The organism is Actinomadura sp. WMMB 499, from assembly GCF_008824145.1.
GTDB lineage: Bacteria > Actinomycetota > Actinomycetes > Streptosporangiales > Streptosporangiaceae > Spirillospora.
Genome location: NZ_CP044407.1, coordinates 2,265,666 through 2,285,440, shown reverse-complemented (window position 1 = coordinate 2,285,440; position 19,775 = coordinate 2,265,666). Strand labels below are relative to the sequence as shown.

General features: G+C 73.5%; 11 protein-coding genes. 8 read left to right on the top strand and 3 right to left on the bottom strand.

Annotated features, from left to right (window positions below):
* Positions 1-22 precede the first annotated feature (22 nt).
* From F7P10_RS44155 to F7P10_RS09995, 4 genes are all read left to right on the top strand, one after another.
* On the top strand, positions 23-6,967 hold the full coding sequence (locus F7P10_RS44155; protein ID WP_368077486.1) for an amino acid adenylation domain-containing protein: 6,945 nt from the start codon (positions 23-25) through the stop codon (positions 6,965-6,967).
* Between the two features lie 14 nt (positions 6,968-6,981).
* Positions 6,982-8,058, top strand: coding sequence for a methyltransferase (locus tag F7P10_RS10005; RefSeq protein ID WP_151009093.1), 1,077 nt, complete (start codon positions 6,982-6,984; stop codon positions 8,056-8,058).
* Between the two features lie 17 nt (positions 8,059-8,075).
* Entirely contained in the window at positions 8,076-10,361 is a 2,286-nt protein-coding gene (locus F7P10_RS10000) for a peroxidase family protein (RefSeq protein ID WP_176611386.1), read from the top strand.
* A 145-nt stretch (positions 10,362-10,506) separates the two neighbouring features.
* Positions 10,507-11,115, top strand: coding sequence for a hypothetical protein (locus F7P10_RS09995; protein WP_151009091.1), 609 nt, complete (start codon positions 10,507-10,509; stop codon positions 11,113-11,115).
* Positions 11,116-11,172: 57 nt separating this feature from the next.
* Here F7P10_RS09995 and F7P10_RS09990 read toward each other — a convergent pair whose 3' ends face one another.
* Both F7P10_RS09990 and F7P10_RS09985 read right to left on the bottom strand, forming a co-directional pair.
* On the bottom strand, positions 11,173-12,489 hold the full coding sequence (locus tag F7P10_RS09990) for a HAMP domain-containing sensor histidine kinase (RefSeq protein WP_151009090.1): 1,317 nt from the start codon (positions 12,487-12,489) through the stop codon (positions 11,173-11,175).
* 9 nt (positions 12,490-12,498) lie between these two features.
* Positions 12,499-13,152 carry a response regulator transcription factor gene (locus tag F7P10_RS09985; RefSeq protein WP_151017946.1) on the bottom strand — a complete coding sequence of 218 codons (654 nt, stop codon included), beginning with the start codon at positions 13,150-13,152 and terminating at the stop codon, positions 12,499-12,501.
* Between the two features lie 452 nt (positions 13,153-13,604).
* Between F7P10_RS09985 and F7P10_RS09980 the strand changes: the two genes are divergently transcribed.
* The 4 genes from F7P10_RS09980 (at position 13,605) to F7P10_RS09965 (ending at position 17,609) form a co-directional block, all read left to right on the top strand.
* A complete protein-coding gene (locus tag F7P10_RS09980) occupies positions 13,605-14,738 on the top strand; it encodes a peptidoglycan-binding protein (protein WP_176611385.1) in 1,134 nt (377 codons plus the stop codon).
* Entirely contained in the window at positions 14,735-15,499 is a 765-nt protein-coding gene (locus F7P10_RS09975) for an ABC transporter ATP-binding protein (RefSeq protein ID WP_151009088.1), read from the top strand. The genes F7P10_RS09980 and F7P10_RS09975 overlap by 4 nt, the downstream gene beginning before the upstream one ends.
* Positions 15,496-16,695 (top strand): ABC transporter permease, encoded by a 1,200-nt coding sequence (locus tag F7P10_RS09970; RefSeq protein WP_151009087.1) that lies wholly within the window; start codon positions 15,496-15,498, stop codon positions 16,693-16,695. The genes F7P10_RS09975 and F7P10_RS09970 overlap by 4 nt, the downstream gene beginning before the upstream one ends.
* Before the next feature lie 110 nt (positions 16,696-16,805).
* Complete coding sequence (locus F7P10_RS09965) at positions 16,806-17,609, top strand: alpha/beta fold hydrolase (RefSeq protein ID WP_151009086.1); 804 nt, start codon at positions 16,806-16,808, stop codon at positions 17,607-17,609.
* Positions 17,610-17,688: 79 nt separating this feature from the next.
* Here the strand turns inward: F7P10_RS09965 and F7P10_RS45035 are convergent, their stop codons facing one another.
* Complete coding sequence (locus F7P10_RS45035; RefSeq protein WP_151009085.1) at positions 17,689-19,770, bottom strand: glycosyltransferase family 39 protein; 2,082 nt, start codon at positions 19,768-19,770, stop codon at positions 17,689-17,691.
* Between the last annotated feature and the right edge of the window lie 5 nt (positions 19,771-19,775).

Below are 19,775 nucleotides of genomic sequence, written 5' to 3'. Positions count from 1 at the left end.
CGCCCGGGAACGCCCGGAGACGATCCCGCTCTCGTACGCGCAGCAGCGGATGTGGTTCCTCAACCGGCTGGAGGAAGCCGGTGCCGGCGCGGGATACAACGTCCCGCTGGCGCTCCGGCTTTCCGGCGACCTGGACGTCGCCGCGCTCGAAGCGGCCCTTGCCGACGTTGCCGCCCGCCACGAGCCGCTCCGCACACTGTTCCCGGAGGTCGACGGCGTACCGCGGCAGCAGATCCTGGACGGCCCCGCGGCGCGCCCGAGCCTGCACGTGGAGGAGAGCACCGAGGAGCGGCTGGCCGAGGCGGCCGCCGGAGAGATCTCCCGCGGATTCGACCTCGCCCGCGAACTGCCCTGGCGCGCCCGGCTGCTGGTGCCGTCCCCGTCGGAGGCGGCGCTCGTCGTGGTGGCGCACCACATCGCGGTGGACGGCTGGTCGATGGGCGTCCTCGAAGCCGACCTCCGGACGGCCTACGCCGCCCGCGCCGGCGGCGCGGCCCCCGCCTGGGAGCCGCTGCCCGTCCAGTACGCCGACTACGCGCTGTGGCAGCGCGAGGTCCTCGGTGACCCCGGCGACCCCGGCAGCCTCATCTCCGCCCAGCTCGACCACTGGCGGGAGGCCCTCGCGGGCGCGCCGGAGGAACTCCCGCTGCCCGCCGACCGGCCCCGCCCGGCCACCGCGTCGTTCCGCGGCGCCGAGATCCCGGTGCGGGTGGACGCGGCGACGCACGACGGCCTCGACGCGGCGGCCCGGCGGCACGGCGTCACGATGTTCATGGTGGCGCAGGCCGCGCTCGCCGTGCTGCTGTCGAAGGTCGGCGCGGGTACCGACGTCCCGATCGGCACCCCGATCGCCGGCCGCAGCGACGCCGCCCTCGACGACCTCGCCGGGCTGTTCCTCAATACCCTGGTGCTGCGGACGGACGTGAGCGGCGACCCGACGTTCGCCGAGCTGCTGGCCCGCGTCCGGGAAACGGACCTGGCGGCGTTCGCGCACCAGGACGTCCCGTTCGAGCGTCTCGTCGAGGCACTCAGCCCCGCCCGCTCGCTCGCCCGCCACCCGCTCTTCCAGGTCATGCTGGCGTTCCAGAACATCCCGGACGCCGATGCCCCGCTCGACCTGCCCGGCCTGCGGGTGCGTCCGCTCATGCCGGCCGAGAGCGTGACGGCCAAGTTCGACCTGTCGCTGACCCTGTCCGAGCGCCGCGACGAGCACGGGACGCCCGCCGGGATCGAAGGCGGGCTCCAGTACGCGACGGACCTTTTCGACGCGGAGACGGCCCGCTCGCTCGTCCAGCGGCTTGTCGCGGTGCTCGAACAGGTGGCGTCGGACCCGGACGTGCACGTCTCCGGGATCGAGGTGCTGTCGGAGGATGAGCGGCGGCTGGTGGTGGAGGGATGGAACGCCACGGCTCGTCCGGTGGCGGGTGTGTCGTTGGTGGAGTTGTTCGAGGAGCGGGTGGCGGGGGCGCCGGATGCGGTGGCGGTGGTCGCGGGCGGTGTGGTGTGGACGTATGGGGAGTTGAACGCTCGCGCTAATGGGGTCGCGCACGCGCTGGCCGGGAGCGGTTCGCTGGTGGGTGTGCGGATGGAGCGTTCGCCGGAGTTGGTGGCGGTGTTGCTGGGTGTGTTGAAGGCGGGTGCGGCGTATGTGCCGCTGGATGTCTCGCACCCGCAGGAGCGGATCGCGGCGGTGATGGCCGAGGCCGGGGTGTCGGTGGTGGTCACCGGTGAGGACGTGTTCGAGCCGGTGGAGGAGAACCCGCGTGTTCACATTCGGGCGGAGGATCTGGCGTATGTGATGTACACGTCGGGTTCGACGGGTGTGCCGAAGGGTGTGGCGGTCACGCACGGGAACGTCGCGGCGTTCTGCCTCGACACCGCCTGGCGGGACGATGTCGTGGAAAGCGTCTTGGTCCAGGCGAACCATGCGTTCGATGCGTCGACGTATGAGATCTGGACGCCGTTGCTGCGTGGTGGTCGGCTGGTGGTCGCGCCGTCGGGTGATCTGGATGCGGCCGAGCGGGGGCGGTTGATCGCCGGGCATCGGGTCACCAACGTGCATGCGACGGCCGGTCTGTTCCGGGTGCTGGCCGAGCAGTCGCCGGAGATCTTCGCGGGTGTCCGTGAGGTGTCGACGGGCGGGGACGTGGTGTCGTCCGCGGCCGTGCAAGCCCTGCTGCGAACCCACCCGGGGCTGGTCGTGCGGACGACTTATGGCCCGACCGAGGCGACCGCGTTCGCGACGCATCTGGCCTTCGGGGCCGGTGACCGGGTTCCGGCGTCGTTGCCGATCGGGGTTCCGATGGACAACACCCGCGCCTACGTGCTGGACGAGTTCTTACGCCCGGTCGCTCCGGGCGTGGTGGGTGAGTTGTACCTCGCGGGCCATGGTCTGGCGCGCGGGTATGCGTCGCGTCCGGCGTTGACGGGTGAGCGGTTCGTCGCGGACCCCTTCGTCCCGGGCCGGATGTATCGCACCGGTGACCTGGCCCGCTGGAGTGGCGAGGGTGTCCTGGAGTTCGCGGGGCGTGCCGACGAGCAGGTCAAGATCCGGGGGTTCCGGATCGAGCCCGCCGAAGTCGAAGCCGTCCTTGCCGCGCATGAGGGCGTCGTCCAGGTGGCTGTGATCGCTCGGGAGGATCAGCCGGGTGTGAAGCGTCTCGTGGCCTACGTGGTCGGTGACGCGGACGGGACCGTGCTTCGGGAGTTCGCGGCCGTGCGGCTGCCCGACTACATGGTCCCGGCGGCGTTCGTCGCCCTCGATCAGATCCCGGTGACGCGGAACGGCAAGCTCGACCGGGCTGCGCTGCCCGCCCCCGACCTCGCGGGACGCGCGTCCGGGCGGGGGCCCGCCACCCCGGCCGAAGAGATCCTGGCCGGCCTGTTCGCCGAGGTGCTGGGTGTCGAGCGGGTCGGTGCGGACGACTCGTTCTTCGACCTCGGCGGCGACTCGCTCCTTGCGATGCGGCTCATCGCCGGGATCCGCCGGGTGCTGGACGCCGAGATCGGGATCCGGGAACTGTTCGGAGCCCCGACCGTCGAAGGGCTGGCGCGGCTCGCGGACGAGGCGCGCGGCGCGGGCGTCCGCCCGGCCCTGACCGCCGCCCGGGAGCGCCCGGAGACGATCCCGCTCTCGTACGCGCAGCAGCGGATGTGGTTCCTCAACCGGCTGGAGGAAGCCGGTGCCGGCGCGGGATACAACGTCCCGCTGGCGCTCCGGCTTTCCGGCGACCTGGACGTCGCCGCGCTCGAAGCGGCCCTCGGTGACGTCGCGGATCGGCACGAGACGCTCCGCACGGTCTTCCCGGAAGCCGCCGGCATCCCGCGGCAGGAGGTCTTGGACGGCGCGGACGGCCGGCCGGTCCTGCGGGTGGACGACATCGCGGAGAGTGATCTGCCGGACGTCGCCACCGCCGAGATGGAACGAGGGTTCGACCTGACCCGGGAACCGCCGTGGCGGGCGCGGCTGCTGGTTCCGTCGCCCGACGAGTCGGTCCTGGTGATAACGGCGCACCACATCGCCGTCGACGGCTGGTCGATGGACGTCCTCGTGCGCGACCTCGGCGCCGCCTACGCGGCCCGGTCGGGCGGCGAGGCCCCGGCGTGGGAGCCGCTTCCCGTCCAGTACGCCGACTACGCGCTGTGGCAGCGCCAGTTGCTCGGCGACCCCGGCGACCCCGAAAGCCTTCTCGCCGAGCACATCGGGCACTGGCGCGAGGCGCTGGACGGGCTGCCCGAGGAGCTGGCACTCCCGGTCGACCGGCCCCGCCCGTCGGCGGCGACGTTCCGCGGTGCGATCGTCCCGTTGGAGACGGACGCCGACGTGCACGCCCGTCTATCCGAGTTGGCGCGGCGGCAGGGCGTGACGATGTTCATGGTGGCGCAGGCCGCGGTGGCGGTGCTGCTGTCGAAGGTCGGCGCGGGCGACGACGTTCCGGTCGGCACGGCCGTCGCGGGTCGTGGGGACGCGGCGCTGGAGGACCTGGCCGGGTTCTTCGTGAATACGCTGGTGCTGCGGACGGACGTGAGCGGCGACCCGACGTTCGCCGAGCTGCTGGCCCGCGTCCGGGACACCGACCTGGCGGCCTTCGCGCACCAGGACGTCCCGTTCGAGCGGCTCGTCGAGGACCTCAACCCGCCGCGTTCCCTTTCCCGGCACCCGCTCTTCCAGGTGATGCTGACGCTGCAGAACCTGCCGCAGGGCGACCGCGACCTCGATCTCGCCGGAGTGCGCGCCCGGCCGTTCGCCGGGGACGAACCGGGGGAGCAGGCGGCCAAGTTCGATCTCTCGTTCAGCCTCACCGAGCATCGCGACGAGGACGGGGCCCCCGCCGGGATCGACGGCGGTGTCCAGTACGCGACCGATCTGTTCGACGAGTGCACCGCCCGCGCGCTCGCCGCGCGCCTCGAACGCGTCCTGGAGCAGGGCGCCGCCGACCCGGACGTGCACGTCTCCGGGATCGAGGTGCTGTCGGAGGATGAGCGGCGGCTGGTGGTGGAGGGGTGGAACGACACGGCTCGTCCGGTGGCGGGTGTGTCGTTGGTGGAGTTGTTCGAGGAGTGTGTGGTGCGGGCGCCGGATGCGGTGGCGGTGGTCGCGGACGGTGTGGTGTGGACGTATGCGGAGTTGAACGCTCGCGCTAATGGGGTCGCGCATGCGCTGGCCGGGAGCGGTTCGCTGGTGGGTGTGCGGATGGAGCGTTCGCCGGAGTTGGTGGCGGTGTTGCTGGGTGTGTTGAAGGCGGGTGCGGCGTATGTGCCGCTGGATGTCTCGCATCCGCAGGAGCGGATCGCGGCGGTGATGGCCGAGGCCGGTGTGTCGGTGGTGGTCACCGGTGAGGATGTGTTCGAGCCGGTGGAGGAGAACCCGCGTGTTCACATTCGGGCGGAGGATCTGGCGTATGTGATGTACACGTCGGGTTCGACGGGTGTGCCGAAGGGTGTGGCGGTCACGCACGGGAACGTGGTGGCGTTCTGCCTCGATTCGGCGTGGCGGGACGAGGTCGTCGAATCCGTCCTGGTGCAGGCCAACCATGCGTTCGATGCGTCCACGTTCGAGATCTGGACGCCGCTGCTGCGCGGCGGTCGGCTGGTGGTCGCGCCTGCGGGCGACCTCGACGCGGCCGAGCGGGGGCGGTTGATCGCTGAGCATCGGGTCACCAACGTGCATGCGACGGCCGGTCTGTTCCGGGTGCTGGCCGAGCAGTCGCCGGAGATCTTCGCGGGTGTCCGTGAGGTGTCGACGGGCGGGGACGTGGTGTCGTCCGCGGCGGTGCAAGCCCTGCTGCGAACCCACCCGGATCTGGTCGTGCGGACGACTTATGGCCCGACCGAGGCGACCGCGTTCGCGACGCATCTGGCCTTCGGGGCCGGTGACCGGGTTCCGGCGGCGGTTCCCATCGGCCGTCCGCTCGACAACACCCGCGCTTACGTGCTCGACGAGCGGCTGTCCCCGGTTCCTCCGGGCGTGGTGGGTGAGTTGTACCTCGCGGGCCATGGTCTGGCGCGCGGGTATGCGTCCCGGCCCGCGTTGACGGGTGAACGGTTCGTCGCGAACCCCTTCGTCCCGGGCCGCATGTACCGCACCGGTGACCTGGCCCGCTGGACCGGCGACGGTGTCCTGGAGTTCGCGGGACGCGCCGACGAGCAGGTCAAGATTCGGGGGTTCCGCATCGAACCCGCCGAGATCGAAGCCGTCCTGACCGCGCACCCCGACGTCCGCCAGGCCGTCGTCATCGCCCGCGAGGACGGCCCGGACGCCCGGCGGCTCGTCGCCTACGTGGTCGGGACCGGCGCCGGTACCGACCTTCGCGAGTTCGCCGCCGCCCGCCTGCCCGAGTACATGGTCCCGGCCGCGTTCGTCACCCTCGACACGATCTCGGTCACCGCGAACGGCAAGCTCGACCGCGCCGCGCTGCCGGCGCCCGCCACCGTCGATGCCGGGCCCGGACGCGAGCCGGCGACCCGGGTGGAGGAGATCCTCTGCGGCCTGTTCGCCGAGGCACTCGGTGTCGAGCGCGTCGGGCCGGACGACTCGTTCTTCGCCCTCGGTGGCGACTCGCTGCTCGCGATGCGGCTGATCGCCCGGATCCGGGCCGTCCTGGACGCCGAGGTCGGCATCCGGGGGCTGTTCGCCGCGCCCACGCCCGCCGCGGTGGCCGAGGCCGTCGCGGCGGGGGGCGGCCCCGCGGGGGACTTCGACCCGGTCCTGCCGCTGCGCCCGGACGGTGACGCGCCCCCGGTCTTCTTCGTCCACTCGGGTGGGGGACTCGCCTGGAACTACGCGGAGCCGGTCCGGCACCTGCCGCCGGGACGCCCCGCCTACGGCATCCAGGCGCGCGGCCTGGACGGGACGACGGAGCCGCCGGCGAGCATCGCGGAGATGGCCGCCGAGTACGCCGAGCGCATCCGCGTGGTGCGGCCTTCCGGGCCGTACCACCTCGCGGGCTGGTCGTTCGGCGGGGTGGTCGCGCACGCGGTCGCGACACGGCTGCAGGACCTCGGGGAGCGGGTCGAGCTGCTGGCGATCCTCGACGGCTACCCCCACGAGGGCCCCGCCCTAGGCTCCGACCCCGGCGGCGCCCCCCACCCGCCCCCGGACGGCCCGCCCGGCGCGGACGGCTCGCCCGGCGCGGACGTTCCGCCCGGCGCGGACGTTCCGCCCGGCGCCGATGTGGCGGCGCTTGCGGTGGTGCAGCGGGTCGCCGACACCAACATGCGGCTCGCCGCCGACCACATGCCCGCGGTGTTCCAGGGTGACGTCGTGCTGGTGGTGGCCACCCGCGCGCGGCCGCGGCACCTGCCTGCGGAGCGCGCGGAGGAGGTGTGGCGGCCCTACGCGTCCGGTGCCGTCGAGGCGCACCGGGTGGACGCCGATCACCACGGGCTGCTCGCACCGGAGCCCGCCGCGCTGATCGGGCGGCTGCTGTCCGCGAAGCTCGCCGAGAACGACGAGCGACCCATCTAACGCCAGGAGGCGGAGTGTCAGAGATCACCCCCTTAGCCGACTTAGCGGACGTGTCCGGGCGGGAGCGCGACGTCGTCGACGACGCGGACCCCCGGGCGCTCATCTGGGACCTGCTGCGCGGGCAGTGGCGGTTCTCCGCGCTGTACGCGTTCGTCGACCTCGACGTGGCCGGCGCGCTCGGTGACGGACCGCTGACCGCCGGGGAACTGGCCGAGCGGCTCGGCGTGGACCGGGTCGCGGTCGGCCGGCTGCTGCGGACGGTCGCGGCGCTCGGCGTCGCCCGGTCGGTGGGCGGGCCGGAGACGCCCAGGTACGCGCTCACCGCGGCCGGAGACTCGCTGCGCGCCGACGCGCCCGGCTCGATGCGGTCGGTGTCGCTGCTGCAGGGCGCGCCCGTCCTGCTGGAGGCGATGGAGTCGCTCGCCGACGCCGTCCGGGAGGGACGCTCGTCCTTCGCGGCGCGGTTCGGCTCGTTCTACGGATGGCTCGCCACCGACCCCGCCGCGCGGCGGCACTTCGACGTGTTCATGACGACGCGGTCGCGCGCCGTCGCCGAGGCGGCCGTCGCCGCCTACGACTTCGGCGGGATCGGGACGCTCGCCGACATCGGCGGCGGGAAGGGGACGGTGCTCGCGACGGCGCTGCGCGCCGCGCCCGGCATGCGGGGCCTGCTGCTGGACCTGGAGCCGGTGATGGCGGGCGCCCGCGCGTTCCTGGCCTCCGAGGGCGTCGCGGACCGGTGCGAGCTGGTCGTCGGCGACTTCTTCCGCGCGGTGCCGCGTGCCGACGCGTACCTGCTGTCCAACATCGTCCACAACTGGGACGACGACGACGCGCTGCGGCTCCTCGGCAACATCCGGCGCGAACTGCCCGCGCACGGCCGCGTCCTGCTGCTGGACATGCTGCTGCCCGAGGACGACCGGCCGCATCTCGGCAAGGAGATGGACATGCGGCTGCTGGCCCTCTACGACGGCGGCCGGGAGCGCGGCGAGCACGAGTACCTGGCGCTGCTCGGCAAGGCGGGCCTGCGCACCGAGCGCGTGATCGGGCTGCCCAACGCGCTCAGCCTGATCGACGCCCGTCCCGAATGAGCGGCCGGGGAGTGCGCATGAGGTCTTCGGACGCCGCCGCGCGGCGGCGGGTGCTCGCGGCGCCGCTGGCGCTGCTGCTCGGCGGCGGCCTGGTGACCGTCGCGGGCGTGCCCGCCGCGCTGGGGGCCGCCGCCGGCGGGCGGCAGGCCCTCGACGGGAGCGGCAACAACGTGCGGCACGGCGACTGGGGCCGCGCCGGGACGAACTATGCCCGCGTCGCGCGGGCGCGGTACGCCGACGGGCGGAGCGAGCCCGTCACCGGGCCGAACGCCCGGACCGTCAGCAACCGGGTATTCAACGACGAGTTCTTCGACGCGAACGGTGCGGGCTTCTCGGTGAACATCTTCTCCGAGCAGCAGCTCAGCCAGTGGGCGTGGGCGTGGGGGCAGTTCGTCGACCACGAGATCGGGCTGCGCGGCGGCGTGCTGCGGAGCGACCCCCAGGGCGAGCGGGCCGACATCCCGGTCGACGGGGACGATCCACTCGAGACCAAGCGGGCTCCGGCCGCGGTGAGGTTCACCCGGTCGACCCCCGCGCAGGGGACGGGGACGGCGAACGCCCGGGAGCAGATCAACAACGTCAGCTCCTACCTCGACGGTTCGGCCGTCTACGCCACCACCGCCGGGCGCCTGGAATGGATGCGGGAGGGGCCGGTCGACGGGAACCTCGCCAACAACGGGGCGCGGCTGCTGCTGCCGGGCGACCACCTGCCGCGCCGGGACGCGCGCGGCGACGTCGCGGCGGCGCCCGAGGTGGAGCTCGGCGGGGAACTCCTCGCCGATCCGGGGAAGGCCGTCGTCACCGGGGATCCGCGCGCGAACAACAACACCGCCGTCACGGCGGTGGAGACGCTGATCGCGCGGGAGCACAACCGGATCGTGGACCGGCTGCCGGACTCGCTGAGCGAGGAGGAGAAGTTCCAGATCGCCCGGCGGGTGGTCATCGCGAAGGTGCAGTACATCACCTACAACGAGTTCCTGCCGGCGCACGGCGTCGACCTTCCCCAGTACCGGGGATACGACCCCTCGGTGGACGCGACGCTCAGCAATGAGTTCGCGACCGTGGGCTACCGGATCCACAGCATGATCCACAGCGGGTTCCCGATGGAGACCGAACGGTCCCGCTACACCGAGGAGCAGCTCGAGAAGTTCCGCGAGATGGGCTTCAACATCGACCCGAGCGACGACCCCGCCAAGGTGAAGATCCAGTTCACGCTGGCGCAGGCCCGGGACAACCCCATGATCATTCCGGTGCTGGGGCTCGGGCCGTTCCTGCAGGGCCTCGGCTCCAAGGCGCAGTACCACAACGAGGAGCAGATCGAGCGGGAGCTGCGGGACGTGCTGTGCTCGGCGCCCGACGCCGAGCCGCGCTGCGTGTTCGACCTGGGCGCGCTCGACCTGGAGCGGGGCCGCGACCACGGCATGCCGTCCTACAACGAGATGCGGCGCGCCTACGGGCTTCCGCCGGCACGGACGTTCACCGGGATCACCGGTGAGGGGACCGCGGAGTTCCCGGCCGACCCGCTGCTCACGGCCGGAGACGAGATCAACGACCCGGACGCCATCGACTTCACCCGCATCACCAACCTGTTCGGCAGCGGGGTCGGCCCGGAGAACCACTTCGAGGACACCGGCGCCGTGTCGTTCGAGCGGCGCACCACGCTGGCCGCGCGGCTGAAAGCGCTGTACGGGTCGGTGGACCGGCTCGACGCGTACATGGGGATGCTCGCCGAGCAGCACGACGGACCGGAGTTCGGGGAGTTGCAGCGGGCGATGTGGAGCCGGGAGTTCCGGCGCCTCCGCGACGGCGACCGGTTCTTCTACGGCAACCAGATGCCGGCGCTGCGGCAGATCGAGCGGCGCTACGGCATCGACTTCCGGGAGAACCTCGGGGATCTCGTCGCGAACAACACCGACGTTGAGCGGGCGGACCTCGCAGGCAACGTCTTCTTCGCCAAGGGGCAGGTACCGCCCGAACGCTGCGCGGCCACGTACCGCGAGACGGGGCGGACCGGCACCGGCTCGGGGACCTTCACGGCCGCGCTGCGCGTCACCAACCTGTCGCGGCGCCCGCTCGACGCCTGGGCCGTCCGGTTCCGGTACGGGGACGGGCAGGAGATCACCGGGGTGACGGGCGGGGTCGCCGCGCAGAACGGCGCGGACGTGCCGATCTCCAACCCGCCGGACGGGGGCGTGATCGCGCCCGGACGGAGCCGCGTGCTCGAAATATCCGGAAAGTGGCGGGACCGCAATACCGCGCCGTCCGCCTTCACGTTCAACACCACACCATGCCGTTCCCGATAGTGCCGATTCGCGTCACCTAATGGACGTCGCGGGTGCCGGAGATTGCGGGAATGCACGATTTCTCGCTGATACCTTCCCGCAACCGCCCGGCCGGTACAACAAAGGTAAGAACCTTTTCAGCGATCTCGACGAGAGGTGCGAGGACATGCAGACGGATACCGACCGCGGCGAGGGGCGCGCCGCCGCGCGGCGGCCGCGCCGCCTCCGGCCGCTGGTCACGATGGCGGCGGCGGTCGCGGCCGTCGGCCTGCTGGCGGGCGCCTGCGGCGACGACGGAGACGGCGACGGCGGGGGCGGCGGCACCGGTGTCGCCGCCGCCAACCCCGAGGCGGCCGGCGGACCGAAGACGGGCGGCGCCGGCGGCGGCGGGGGCGACCCGCTCGCCTACGCCAAGTGCATGCGCGAGAACGGCGTCCCGAGCTTCCCCGACCCCGACTCCGATGGCCGGCTGGCCATCGACGGGAGCAAGGTGGACATGGACTCGCCGGCGTTCAAGTCCGCCCAGGAGAAGTGCAAGGAGTTCGACCCGCCGCCGCCGCCCGAGCCCGCGGCCGACCGTAAGGCGGCGCTGGAATACGCCAAGTGCATGCGCGAGAACGGCATCCCGAATTTCCCGGACCCGGACGCGCAGGGAAAGACCGACATTGACGCCAGCACCGGCATCGACCTCGACGGCGCGGCCTACAAGAAGGCTGACGAGAAGTGCAAGCAGGTCCTGGTGCACGGCGGCAAGAAGGTCGGGGGCGGTGGGTGACCACCGGCACCGTGCGGGGCCCCGGCGCGCGCCCGCGCGCCGGGGCCGGCCCGCGGGTTACCGGCCGCCCGGCCGGCGGCCCGCGTGATCCGCGGTGAGCGCGCCCGCCGCCGTGGCGCCGGGCGCGTCACCGCCCGCGGGTTCGGCCGCGGCGTCGGGGGACGGGAAGCACAGTGTGATCGTCAGGCCGCCGCCGGGACGCGGCTCGGCGTCGAGGCGCGCGTCGTGGGCGGTGGCGACGGCCTGCACGATGGACAGGCCGAGGCCGAGGCCCTCGCTGCGCCCGGTGCGTTCCGTCCCGAGCCGCTGGAACGGCATGAACAGCCGGTCCAGCGCGTCCGGCGGCACGACGGGCCCGGTGTTGTCGACCGTCAGGACGGGCCGGCCCCGGTCCGTCCCGGTGGTGATCGTCACCCGGCCGTCCGGGACGTTGTGCCGGAGCGCGTTGTCGACCAGGTTGGTCACCAGGCGTTCCGCGAGGCCCGGGTCGCCCGCCGCGATCGCGGTGCGGAGCGAGACGTCCAGCGTCACGCCGCGCTCCCCGGCCTCCGCGCGGCGGGACCGGACGACCTGGTCGGTCAGCGGGCCGAGATCGACCGGGACCCGGCGCTCGATGCCGGCCTGCCCGCGCGCCAGCGTGAGCAGCGCGGCGACCAGCCGCTCCTGGTGCCGGCCCGCGGCGATCACCCGCAGATGGGCGTCCCGCAGCGACTCCGCCGTCGCGTCGGGGTCGGCCAGCGCCACCTGCGACAGGGTCCGCTGCCGCGCCATCGGGGTGCGCAGCTCGTGCGACGCGTTGGCGACGAACCGGCGCTGCGCCTCGAACGCCCCCTCCAGCCGGGCCAGCAGCTCGTCGATGGTGTCGCCGAGGTCCTTCAGCTCGTCGGCGGGGCCCGGCAGGGCCAGCCGCTCGTGCAGGTTGGTGGCGGAGATCTCGCGGGTCGCCGCGGTGATGACGCGCAGCCGCCGCAGGATCCGGCCCGCGACGACCCAGCCCAGCCCGATCGACGCCAGCGACATGATCGCCAGCGCGATTCCCGACTGGACCAGCTGCGTCCGCCGCTGCTCCTGCTTCTGGTGCCGGGCCAGCGCGGCGATCTGCTCGTCGTCGATCTCGTCCGGCGGCGTCAGGCCGCGATTCTCGGTGTCGCTGTCGTCCCGCTGCGCCGGGCCCTGCTTCCGCGGCGGGTCCCGCGTTTCCTTGATCGAGGTCGTGATGCCGTCCTCGCCCTGGTAGAAGTACGTGCCCTGGGTGGCGCGGTCCACCAGAAAGAATGTGATGCCGAGGGTGACCGCACCGGACAGCAGGAAAAGGGCGCCGTACAGCAGCGTGAGCCGGAACCGGACAGTGTTGAAGGGGAATCGGATCCGCATGGACGCCCCTCAGATCCGGTAGCCGGATTTGGCCACGGTTTCGACGACCGGCGGGTCGCCGAGCTTGGCGCGCAGCCGGCTGATCGTCACCTTGACGGTTTTGGTGAACGGGTCGGCGGATTCGTCCCAGACCCGTTCCAGCAGTTCCTCCGCGGACACCGCGCGGCCATTCGCGGCGAGCAGCAGTTCCAGCACGCCGAACTCCTTCGGGGCGAGGTCGAGCGTCCGGCCGCCCCGCCGCGCCCGCCGCTGCGCCACGTTCAGCTCGATGTCGCCGTGCCGCAGCACCGGCGGCACCGCCGGGTGCGCCCGCCGGGCCAGCGCCCCGATCCGCGCCATCAGGACCGGGAAGTCGAACGGTTTCGGCAGGTAGTCGTCCGCGCCCAGGTTGAGCCCGTCGACCAGGTCGTCGCTGGTCGCCGCTGCGGTGAGCATCAGCACCCGGCTGCCGCGGCCCGCCGCGACCAGTTCGGCGCAGACGTCGTCGCCGTGCAGGCCGGGCAGGTCCCGGTCGAGCACGATGACGTCGTAGTCGTTGATCATCGCGCGTTCCAGCCCGGACGACCCGTCGAGCGCGACGTCCACGGCCATCCGGGCCCGGCGCAGCCCGACCGCGACCGTCTCGGCCATTTCCTCGTCGTCCTCGATGACCAGGATCCGCACCGTCACGCCACCCCCGGAAAGATCATTGAACTTGGCCGCCCGGGCCGTTCGCGCCGGGCCCGCGGCGCCCCGCACGCCGCGCGAATCGCCATGCTAACCGAGGGCCGGTTTCGGCGGGGTTTCAATCGCCCGCCGGACGTCCGAATCGACAACGCCCGCCGGTGCGAAGACCGCGGCCACGGATCCGCCATCGACGACCGGAACGCGCACTTTCGGTGCACTCCCGAAAGTGGCGGCTGGAGCGGCCACCGTGCGGTGACGAAGTCTCGGGGAATTGCGCGGCCGCCGATACCGTCCCGAAACCGCCGCCCGAGTAGAACGTCATTGACAACGGAAAAGACATCCGCCGAAGGAGAGACGATGCGCGGCACCGAATATCGAACGAGGCCGGACCGCTCCGGCCGCGCCGCCGTTCGCAGCGGCCCGGACCGTGCGGGGGAGGAGGCATGAGCGTGACCTCCGAAACCGTGTCCGGCGAGGAGGCCGCGGGCGGCCCCGGCACCCCGCGCAAGCGCCGCCGGCGCCGCACGCTGCTGTCGGTCCTGGTGCTCGGCGTCGCCGGTGCCGCCGTCGCCGTCGTGCTCGTCGACCCGTTCGGCGACGAGGCCCCCGCGAGCACCCGCAACGCGGCGCCCACCGGCAGCGCGACCATCCGGCAGGGCCAGGTCTCCGCGCGCATCTCGGTCAGCGGCACGCTGACCTACGCGGGCGGCTACGAGGCCGTCAACCAGGCGAGCGGCGTCTTCACCGACCTGCCGAGCACCGGCAAGGTCTACAAGGCGGGCCACACCCTGTACCGGGTGAACACCGAGCCCGTCGTCTACCTGAAGGGCTCCATCCCGGTCTACCGGGACCTGGAGTGGGGCGACGAGGGCCGGGACGTGCGGCAGCTCAACGCCGCCCTCGTCTCCCTCGGCTACGGCAGCGGCCTCGACGCCGACTCCAAGTACTTCGGCTACGCCACCTACCTCGCGCTCCTGCGGCTGGAGGACGCCCGGGGCCTGGAAGAGGACGGGAAGCTGTCCCAGAGCGAGGTCGTCTACCTGCCCGCCGACGAGATCCGCGTCACCGAGCTGAACGCCGGCGTCGGTGACAAGGCCGGCGGCGGCACCGCCGTGCTGGAGGCCAGCTCGCTGCGCCGGCACGTCTCGGTGGAGCTCGACGCCGCCTACCAGTCGCAGGTCAAGGAGGGCGACAAGGTCACCATCACGCTGCCGAACCTGAAGACGACCGGCGGCGAGGTCATCTCGGTCGGCAAGGTCGCCACCTCCGACGACGATGAGGAGGGCGGCGCCAAGATCAAGGTGGGCATCCGGCCGGACGACCCCGAGGCGACCGGCAGCCTGGACCGGGCGCCGGTGCAGGTGTCGATCGTCACCGACAGCGCCGAGGGTGTCATGTACGTTCCGGTGACGGCGCTGCTGGCGCTGCTCGACGGCGGCTACGGCGTCGAGATCGTCGCGGCCGACGGCACCCGGCGGCTGGTCCAGGTCCAGCTCGGCATGTTCGACCAGAACAGCGGGACCGTCGAGATCACCGGCCAGGGCCTCAAGGCGGGCCAGCGCGTCGTGGTGCCGGCGTCATGAGCGGGCCGTACGCCGGCGCGGGCGACACCGCGCTCCTGACCGGACCCCCCTCGGACGGGGAGACGCCCGTCCTCGAACTCGACGGCGTCACCCGCCTGTACCCGGGCGCGTCGCCCGTCGCGGCGCTGGCCGGGGTCAGCTTCACCGTGAACCGCGGCGAGCTCGTCGCCATCGTCGGCCCGTCCGGGTCCGGCAAGTCCACGCTGCTGAACGTGATGGGGACGCTCGACCGTCCCACGTCGGGCGCCATGCGCGTCACCGGCACCGACGTCGAGCGGATGAGCGACCGCGACCTCGCGGCGCTGCGCGCCACCCAGATCGGGTTCGTGTTCCAGCAGTTCTTCCTCGCCGACCACACCACCGCGCTGGAGAACGTCGCCGACGGGCTGCTGTACGCGGGCGTCGGCCGCGCGGCGCGCCGCAGGGCCGCGGCGGAGGCCCTCGACCGCGTCGGGCTGGCGCACCGCGCCGGGTTCCTGCCGTCGAAGATGTCGGGCGGCGAGCGGCAGCGCGTCGCGATCGCCCGCGCGCTCGTCGGCAACCCCGCGATCGTCCTCGCCGACGAGCCCACCGGCAACCTCGACAGCGTCAACGGCGCCGCGATCCTGGCGCTGCTGACCGACCTGAACCGGCAGGGCGCCACCATCGTGGTGATCACCCATGACCGGGAGATGGCCGCCGGGCTGCCCCGCCGGATCGAGGTGCTGGACGGCAAGATCGTCGCGGACAGCCGGGCACCGGGGGAGGCGCGGCGGCCATGACCACGACCACCACGCCCGGCCGGATGGCCCCCGCCGACCTGGCCCGCACCGCCAGCGTCGGGCTGCGCACCCGGCGGCTGCGGGCCGGCCTGTCCGCGCTCGGCATCGCGATCGGCGTCGCGTCCATCGTCGCCGTCCTCGGCCTGTCCGCCTCGTCGCAGGCCGGGCTGCTCGCCGAGATCGACCGGCTCGGCACCAACATGCTGACCGTCAGCCCCGGCGTCGACATCGAGGGCAACGAGGTGAAGCTGCCCATGGCCTCACCGGGGATGGTCGCCCGGATCGGGCCCGTCCAGCGGGTGCAGACGACCGGCAAGACCGACGCGAAGGTGTACCGCAGCCCGCTCGTCCCGGAGATCAACTCCAACGGGCTCACCGTCCAGGCGTCCAGCCTCGACCTGCCCGAGACCGTCCGCACCGGCGTCACCGAGGGCGTCTTCCTCAACAAGGCCACCGCGACGCAGCCGACCGCGGTGCTCGGCCACGACGCCGCCCGGCGGCTCGGCTTCGACCGCATCCGCCCCGGGCAGCGGATCTGGCTCGGCGAGCAGTGGTTCTACGTCGCCGGGATCCTCGCCAAGGCCGACCTCGCCCCGGAGATCGACGCCTCGGTGCTGATCGGCTACCCGGCCGCGCAGAAGTACCTCCGCCACGACGGGCACCCCACCACGATCTACGTCCGCTCCGACACCGAGCAGGTGAACGCCGTCCACTCGGTGCTGGCACGGACCGTCAACCCGATGAGCCCCGGCGACGTCACGGTCAGCAACCCGTCCGACGCGCTCGTCGCCCGCGCCGCCGCCGAGTCGGCGCTGAACGGGCTGTTCCTCGGCCTGGGCGCGGTCGCGCTGCTGGTCGGCGGTGTCGGCGTCGCCAACACCATGATCATTTCGGTGCTGGAACGCAGATCCGAGATCGGGCTGCGCCGGGCCCTCGGCGCCACCCGCGGCCACATCCGCGGCCAGTTCTTCTCGGAGGCGGTGCTGCTCGCCGGGATCGGCGGTGCCGTGGGCGTGTTCTGCGGGGTCCTGGCCACGGTCGTCTACGCGTCCATCAAGGGATGGGCGGTGGTGCTGCCACCTGAGGCATGGGCGGGCGGCGTCGGCGCCGCGGTCGCGATCGGCGCGATCGCCGGCCTGCTCCCCGCGATCCGCGCGGCCCGGATGCAGCCCACCGAGGCCCTGCGCACCTCATGAGCCGGCGCCACCTGCCCCCGTACCTCCCGAACCCCGGACCGTGTCGTCGATGAAGTCCGCGAACCCAGTGAAGTCCGCCGCGTACACCGCGCGAGGCGAAGGGACGGCCAGTGCCGATCAGCGTCGTCAACGGCATCCATCTCAGCTACGAGGAGCACGGGACGGGCGACCCGGTGGTGCTCATCGCCGGCACCGGTGCCCTCGGCCGGGTCTGGCGCGCCCACCAGGTGCCCGCCCTCAACCGGGCCGGTTTCCGCGCGATCACGCTGGACAACCGGGGCGTCCCGCCGTCGGACGTCTGCGCGGAGGGCTTCACGCTGGCGGACATGGTCGCCGACGTCGCCGGGCTCGTCGAGCACCTCGGCGCGGTACCGTGCCGGATCGTCGGGGCGTCGATGGGCGCGATCATCGCGCAGGAGCTCGCGCTCGCCCGTCCCGACCTCGTCACCCAGGCGGTGCTGATGGCCACCCGCGGACGCACCGACGCGCTGAGCGGGGCGGTCGCCGACGCCGAGCTTGAACTGTTCGACTCCGGGACCGCCCTGCCCCCGCGCTACGAGGCGATGTTCCAGGTGCTGCGCGGGTTCTCCCGCCGCACCCTGCGGGACGAGCAGGCCGTCCGCGACTGGCTCGACCTGTTCGAGCTGTCCCCGCTCAGCGCGTCCCTCAGCCGCTCGCAGCTCGCGGTCGACCGGCTGCCGGACCGGCTGGAGGACTACCGCCGCATCGACGCCGAGTGCCTGGTCCTCGGGTTCGCCGACGACCTGGTGACGCCCCCGCACCTCGGCCGCGAGGTCGCCGCCCGCATCCCGCGCGGCTCCTACCGGGAGATCCCCGGCTGCGGGCACCACGGTCACCTGGAGGACCCCGTCGCGGTCAACGCCGCGATCATCGAGTTCTTCGGCCCCCGCTGACCGCCCCGGCCGGGCCGGTGCGCGCGTCCTCCCCCGCCGGACGCGCGCACCGGCCCTTAGCGGGCTGCCGGCGGGTCCCTCAGGACGGCGTCAGGTCGTAGAGGGTGGTGCCTCCGATTTCGGTCGCGGTGTAGGTGGTGGAGACCCACTCGGCGATCTTCCGGGCGGCGTCGCTGCCGCTCCCGCCGCCGCGCATCCCGCCGGATCCGCCGCCGCCCACGAAGTAGTGGATCTTCCCTTCCCGGACGAGTTCCCGGAACTCCGCGAGGGTCGGGGACGGGTCGGTGCCGTTGAAGCCGCCGACCGCCATGACCGGCTCGCCGGCCGCCAGCTGGTACCCGGCGGCGCTGTTGGACCCGACGGCCGCCGCGACCCACGTGTAGGAGCCCGCGTCGGCCCGGAGGGCTTCGACGACCTCGTCGGCGGGCGACACGGCGCTCAGCAGCCCGCCCGGACCGCCCCCGCCTCCGGGGCCGCCGCCCCCGCCGGGGCCCGCGCCGCGGGTGCCGGTGCCGCCGGGTCGGGGGCTGCCGCCGTCCCGCCGTCCCGGCATGGCGCCCGTCCCCTGAGCACCGCCGGGCGGCGCGGCGAACCGCTGCCCGCCCCCGCCCGGAGGCCCGCCCCCGCCCGGAGGCCCGCCGCCCGGCCGTCCGCCGCCGCCCGGCCCGAACCCGCCGGACGTGCCCGGCCCGGCGGTGACGATCGCGCCCGTGTGCGGCGTCCGGACGGTCTCCAGCGCGTACGCGGCGGGCCCGGCGAGGCTCGCGGCGACCGCCGCGGCGAGGGCGGCGGCCAGCGCCCGGCGGTGCAGCAGCCGGTGCGCGGCGAGCCCGGCCGCCGCGAGCAGCCCGGCGGCGGCGACCACCGGCCCGAGCCACGCGTTCCACGACGCGCTCCGGTCGAGCAGCACGTACGCCCACCCGGCCGTGATCGCGACCGTCCCCGCCAGGACGCCGGACGCCCACGCCGTGCGGCGCCGCTCCCACAGCAGCGCCGCGCCGATCCCGACGAGCGCGGCGACCGCCGGGGCCAGCGCGACCGTGTAGTACTCGTGGAAGATCCCCTGCATGTGGCTGAAGATCGCGGCGGTGAGCAGCAGCCAGCCGCCCCACAGCGCCAGCGCCGCGCGGGCCGGATCGGTGCGCGGCGCCCGCCGTGTCGCCCACAGCCCGGCCGCGAGCAGGACGAGCGCGGCGGGCAGCAGCCACGACACCTGGCCGCCGATCACGGAACCGAACATCCGGCCCCAGCCCGCGTCCTGGTTCGTGTTCCCGAGCCCGCCCGTCTCGTCGCCGTTGAGCCGTCCGAGCCCGTTGTAGCCGAGCGCCAGCTCCAGCACCGAGTCGCGCTGCGACCCGCCGATGTAGGGGCGCGACGACGCGGGCACCACGGCCACGATCGCGACCCACCAGCCCGCCGACACGAGCAGCGCGACCCCGGCGAGCGCCAGCTGCCACAGCCGCCGCCGGACGGGTGCCGGCGCGGCGACCAGGTAGACCAGCGCGAACACCGGCACGACCAGGAACGCCTGCAGCATCTTGGCCAGGAAGCCCGTGCCCACGCAGGCGGCGGCGAACACCAGCCAGCGGGTGCTCGCGCCCTCCTGCGCGCGGACGATCCCGTAGGCGCCGAGCGTCAGCAGCAGCACGAGCAGGGCGTCCGGGTTGTTGAACCGGAACATCAGCGCCGCCACCGGCGTCAGCGCCAGCGCCGCCCCCGCCAGGAGCCCCGCCCAGGCGGGGAACCGGCGGTGCACGGCCGCGTAGAGCGCGCCGACGGCCGCCACGCCCATCAGCGCCTGCGGGACCAGGATGCTCCACGCGTTGACGCCGAACACGCGGGCGGTCAGCGCCATCGGCCACAGCGCGCCCGGCGGCTTGTCGACGGTGATCGCGCCCGCCGCGTCCGAGGCGCCGAAGAAGAACGCCTTCCAGCTCGTCGCGCCCGCCTGCACGGCGGCGGAGTAGAACGCGTTCGCCCATCCGGACGCGCCCAGCCCCCACAGGTACAGGACGGCCGTGGCCGCCAGCAATCCCAGCAGGGCGGGCCGCGCCCAGGCCGGGTCGGCGGACGGGCCGCGCACGAGCCGGCGCACGCGCCCGCCGCCCCCGCGGGGCGTTGCGGTCGATCCGGGCGGTGCGCCCGGCAGTGTCGAGGTCATGGTGT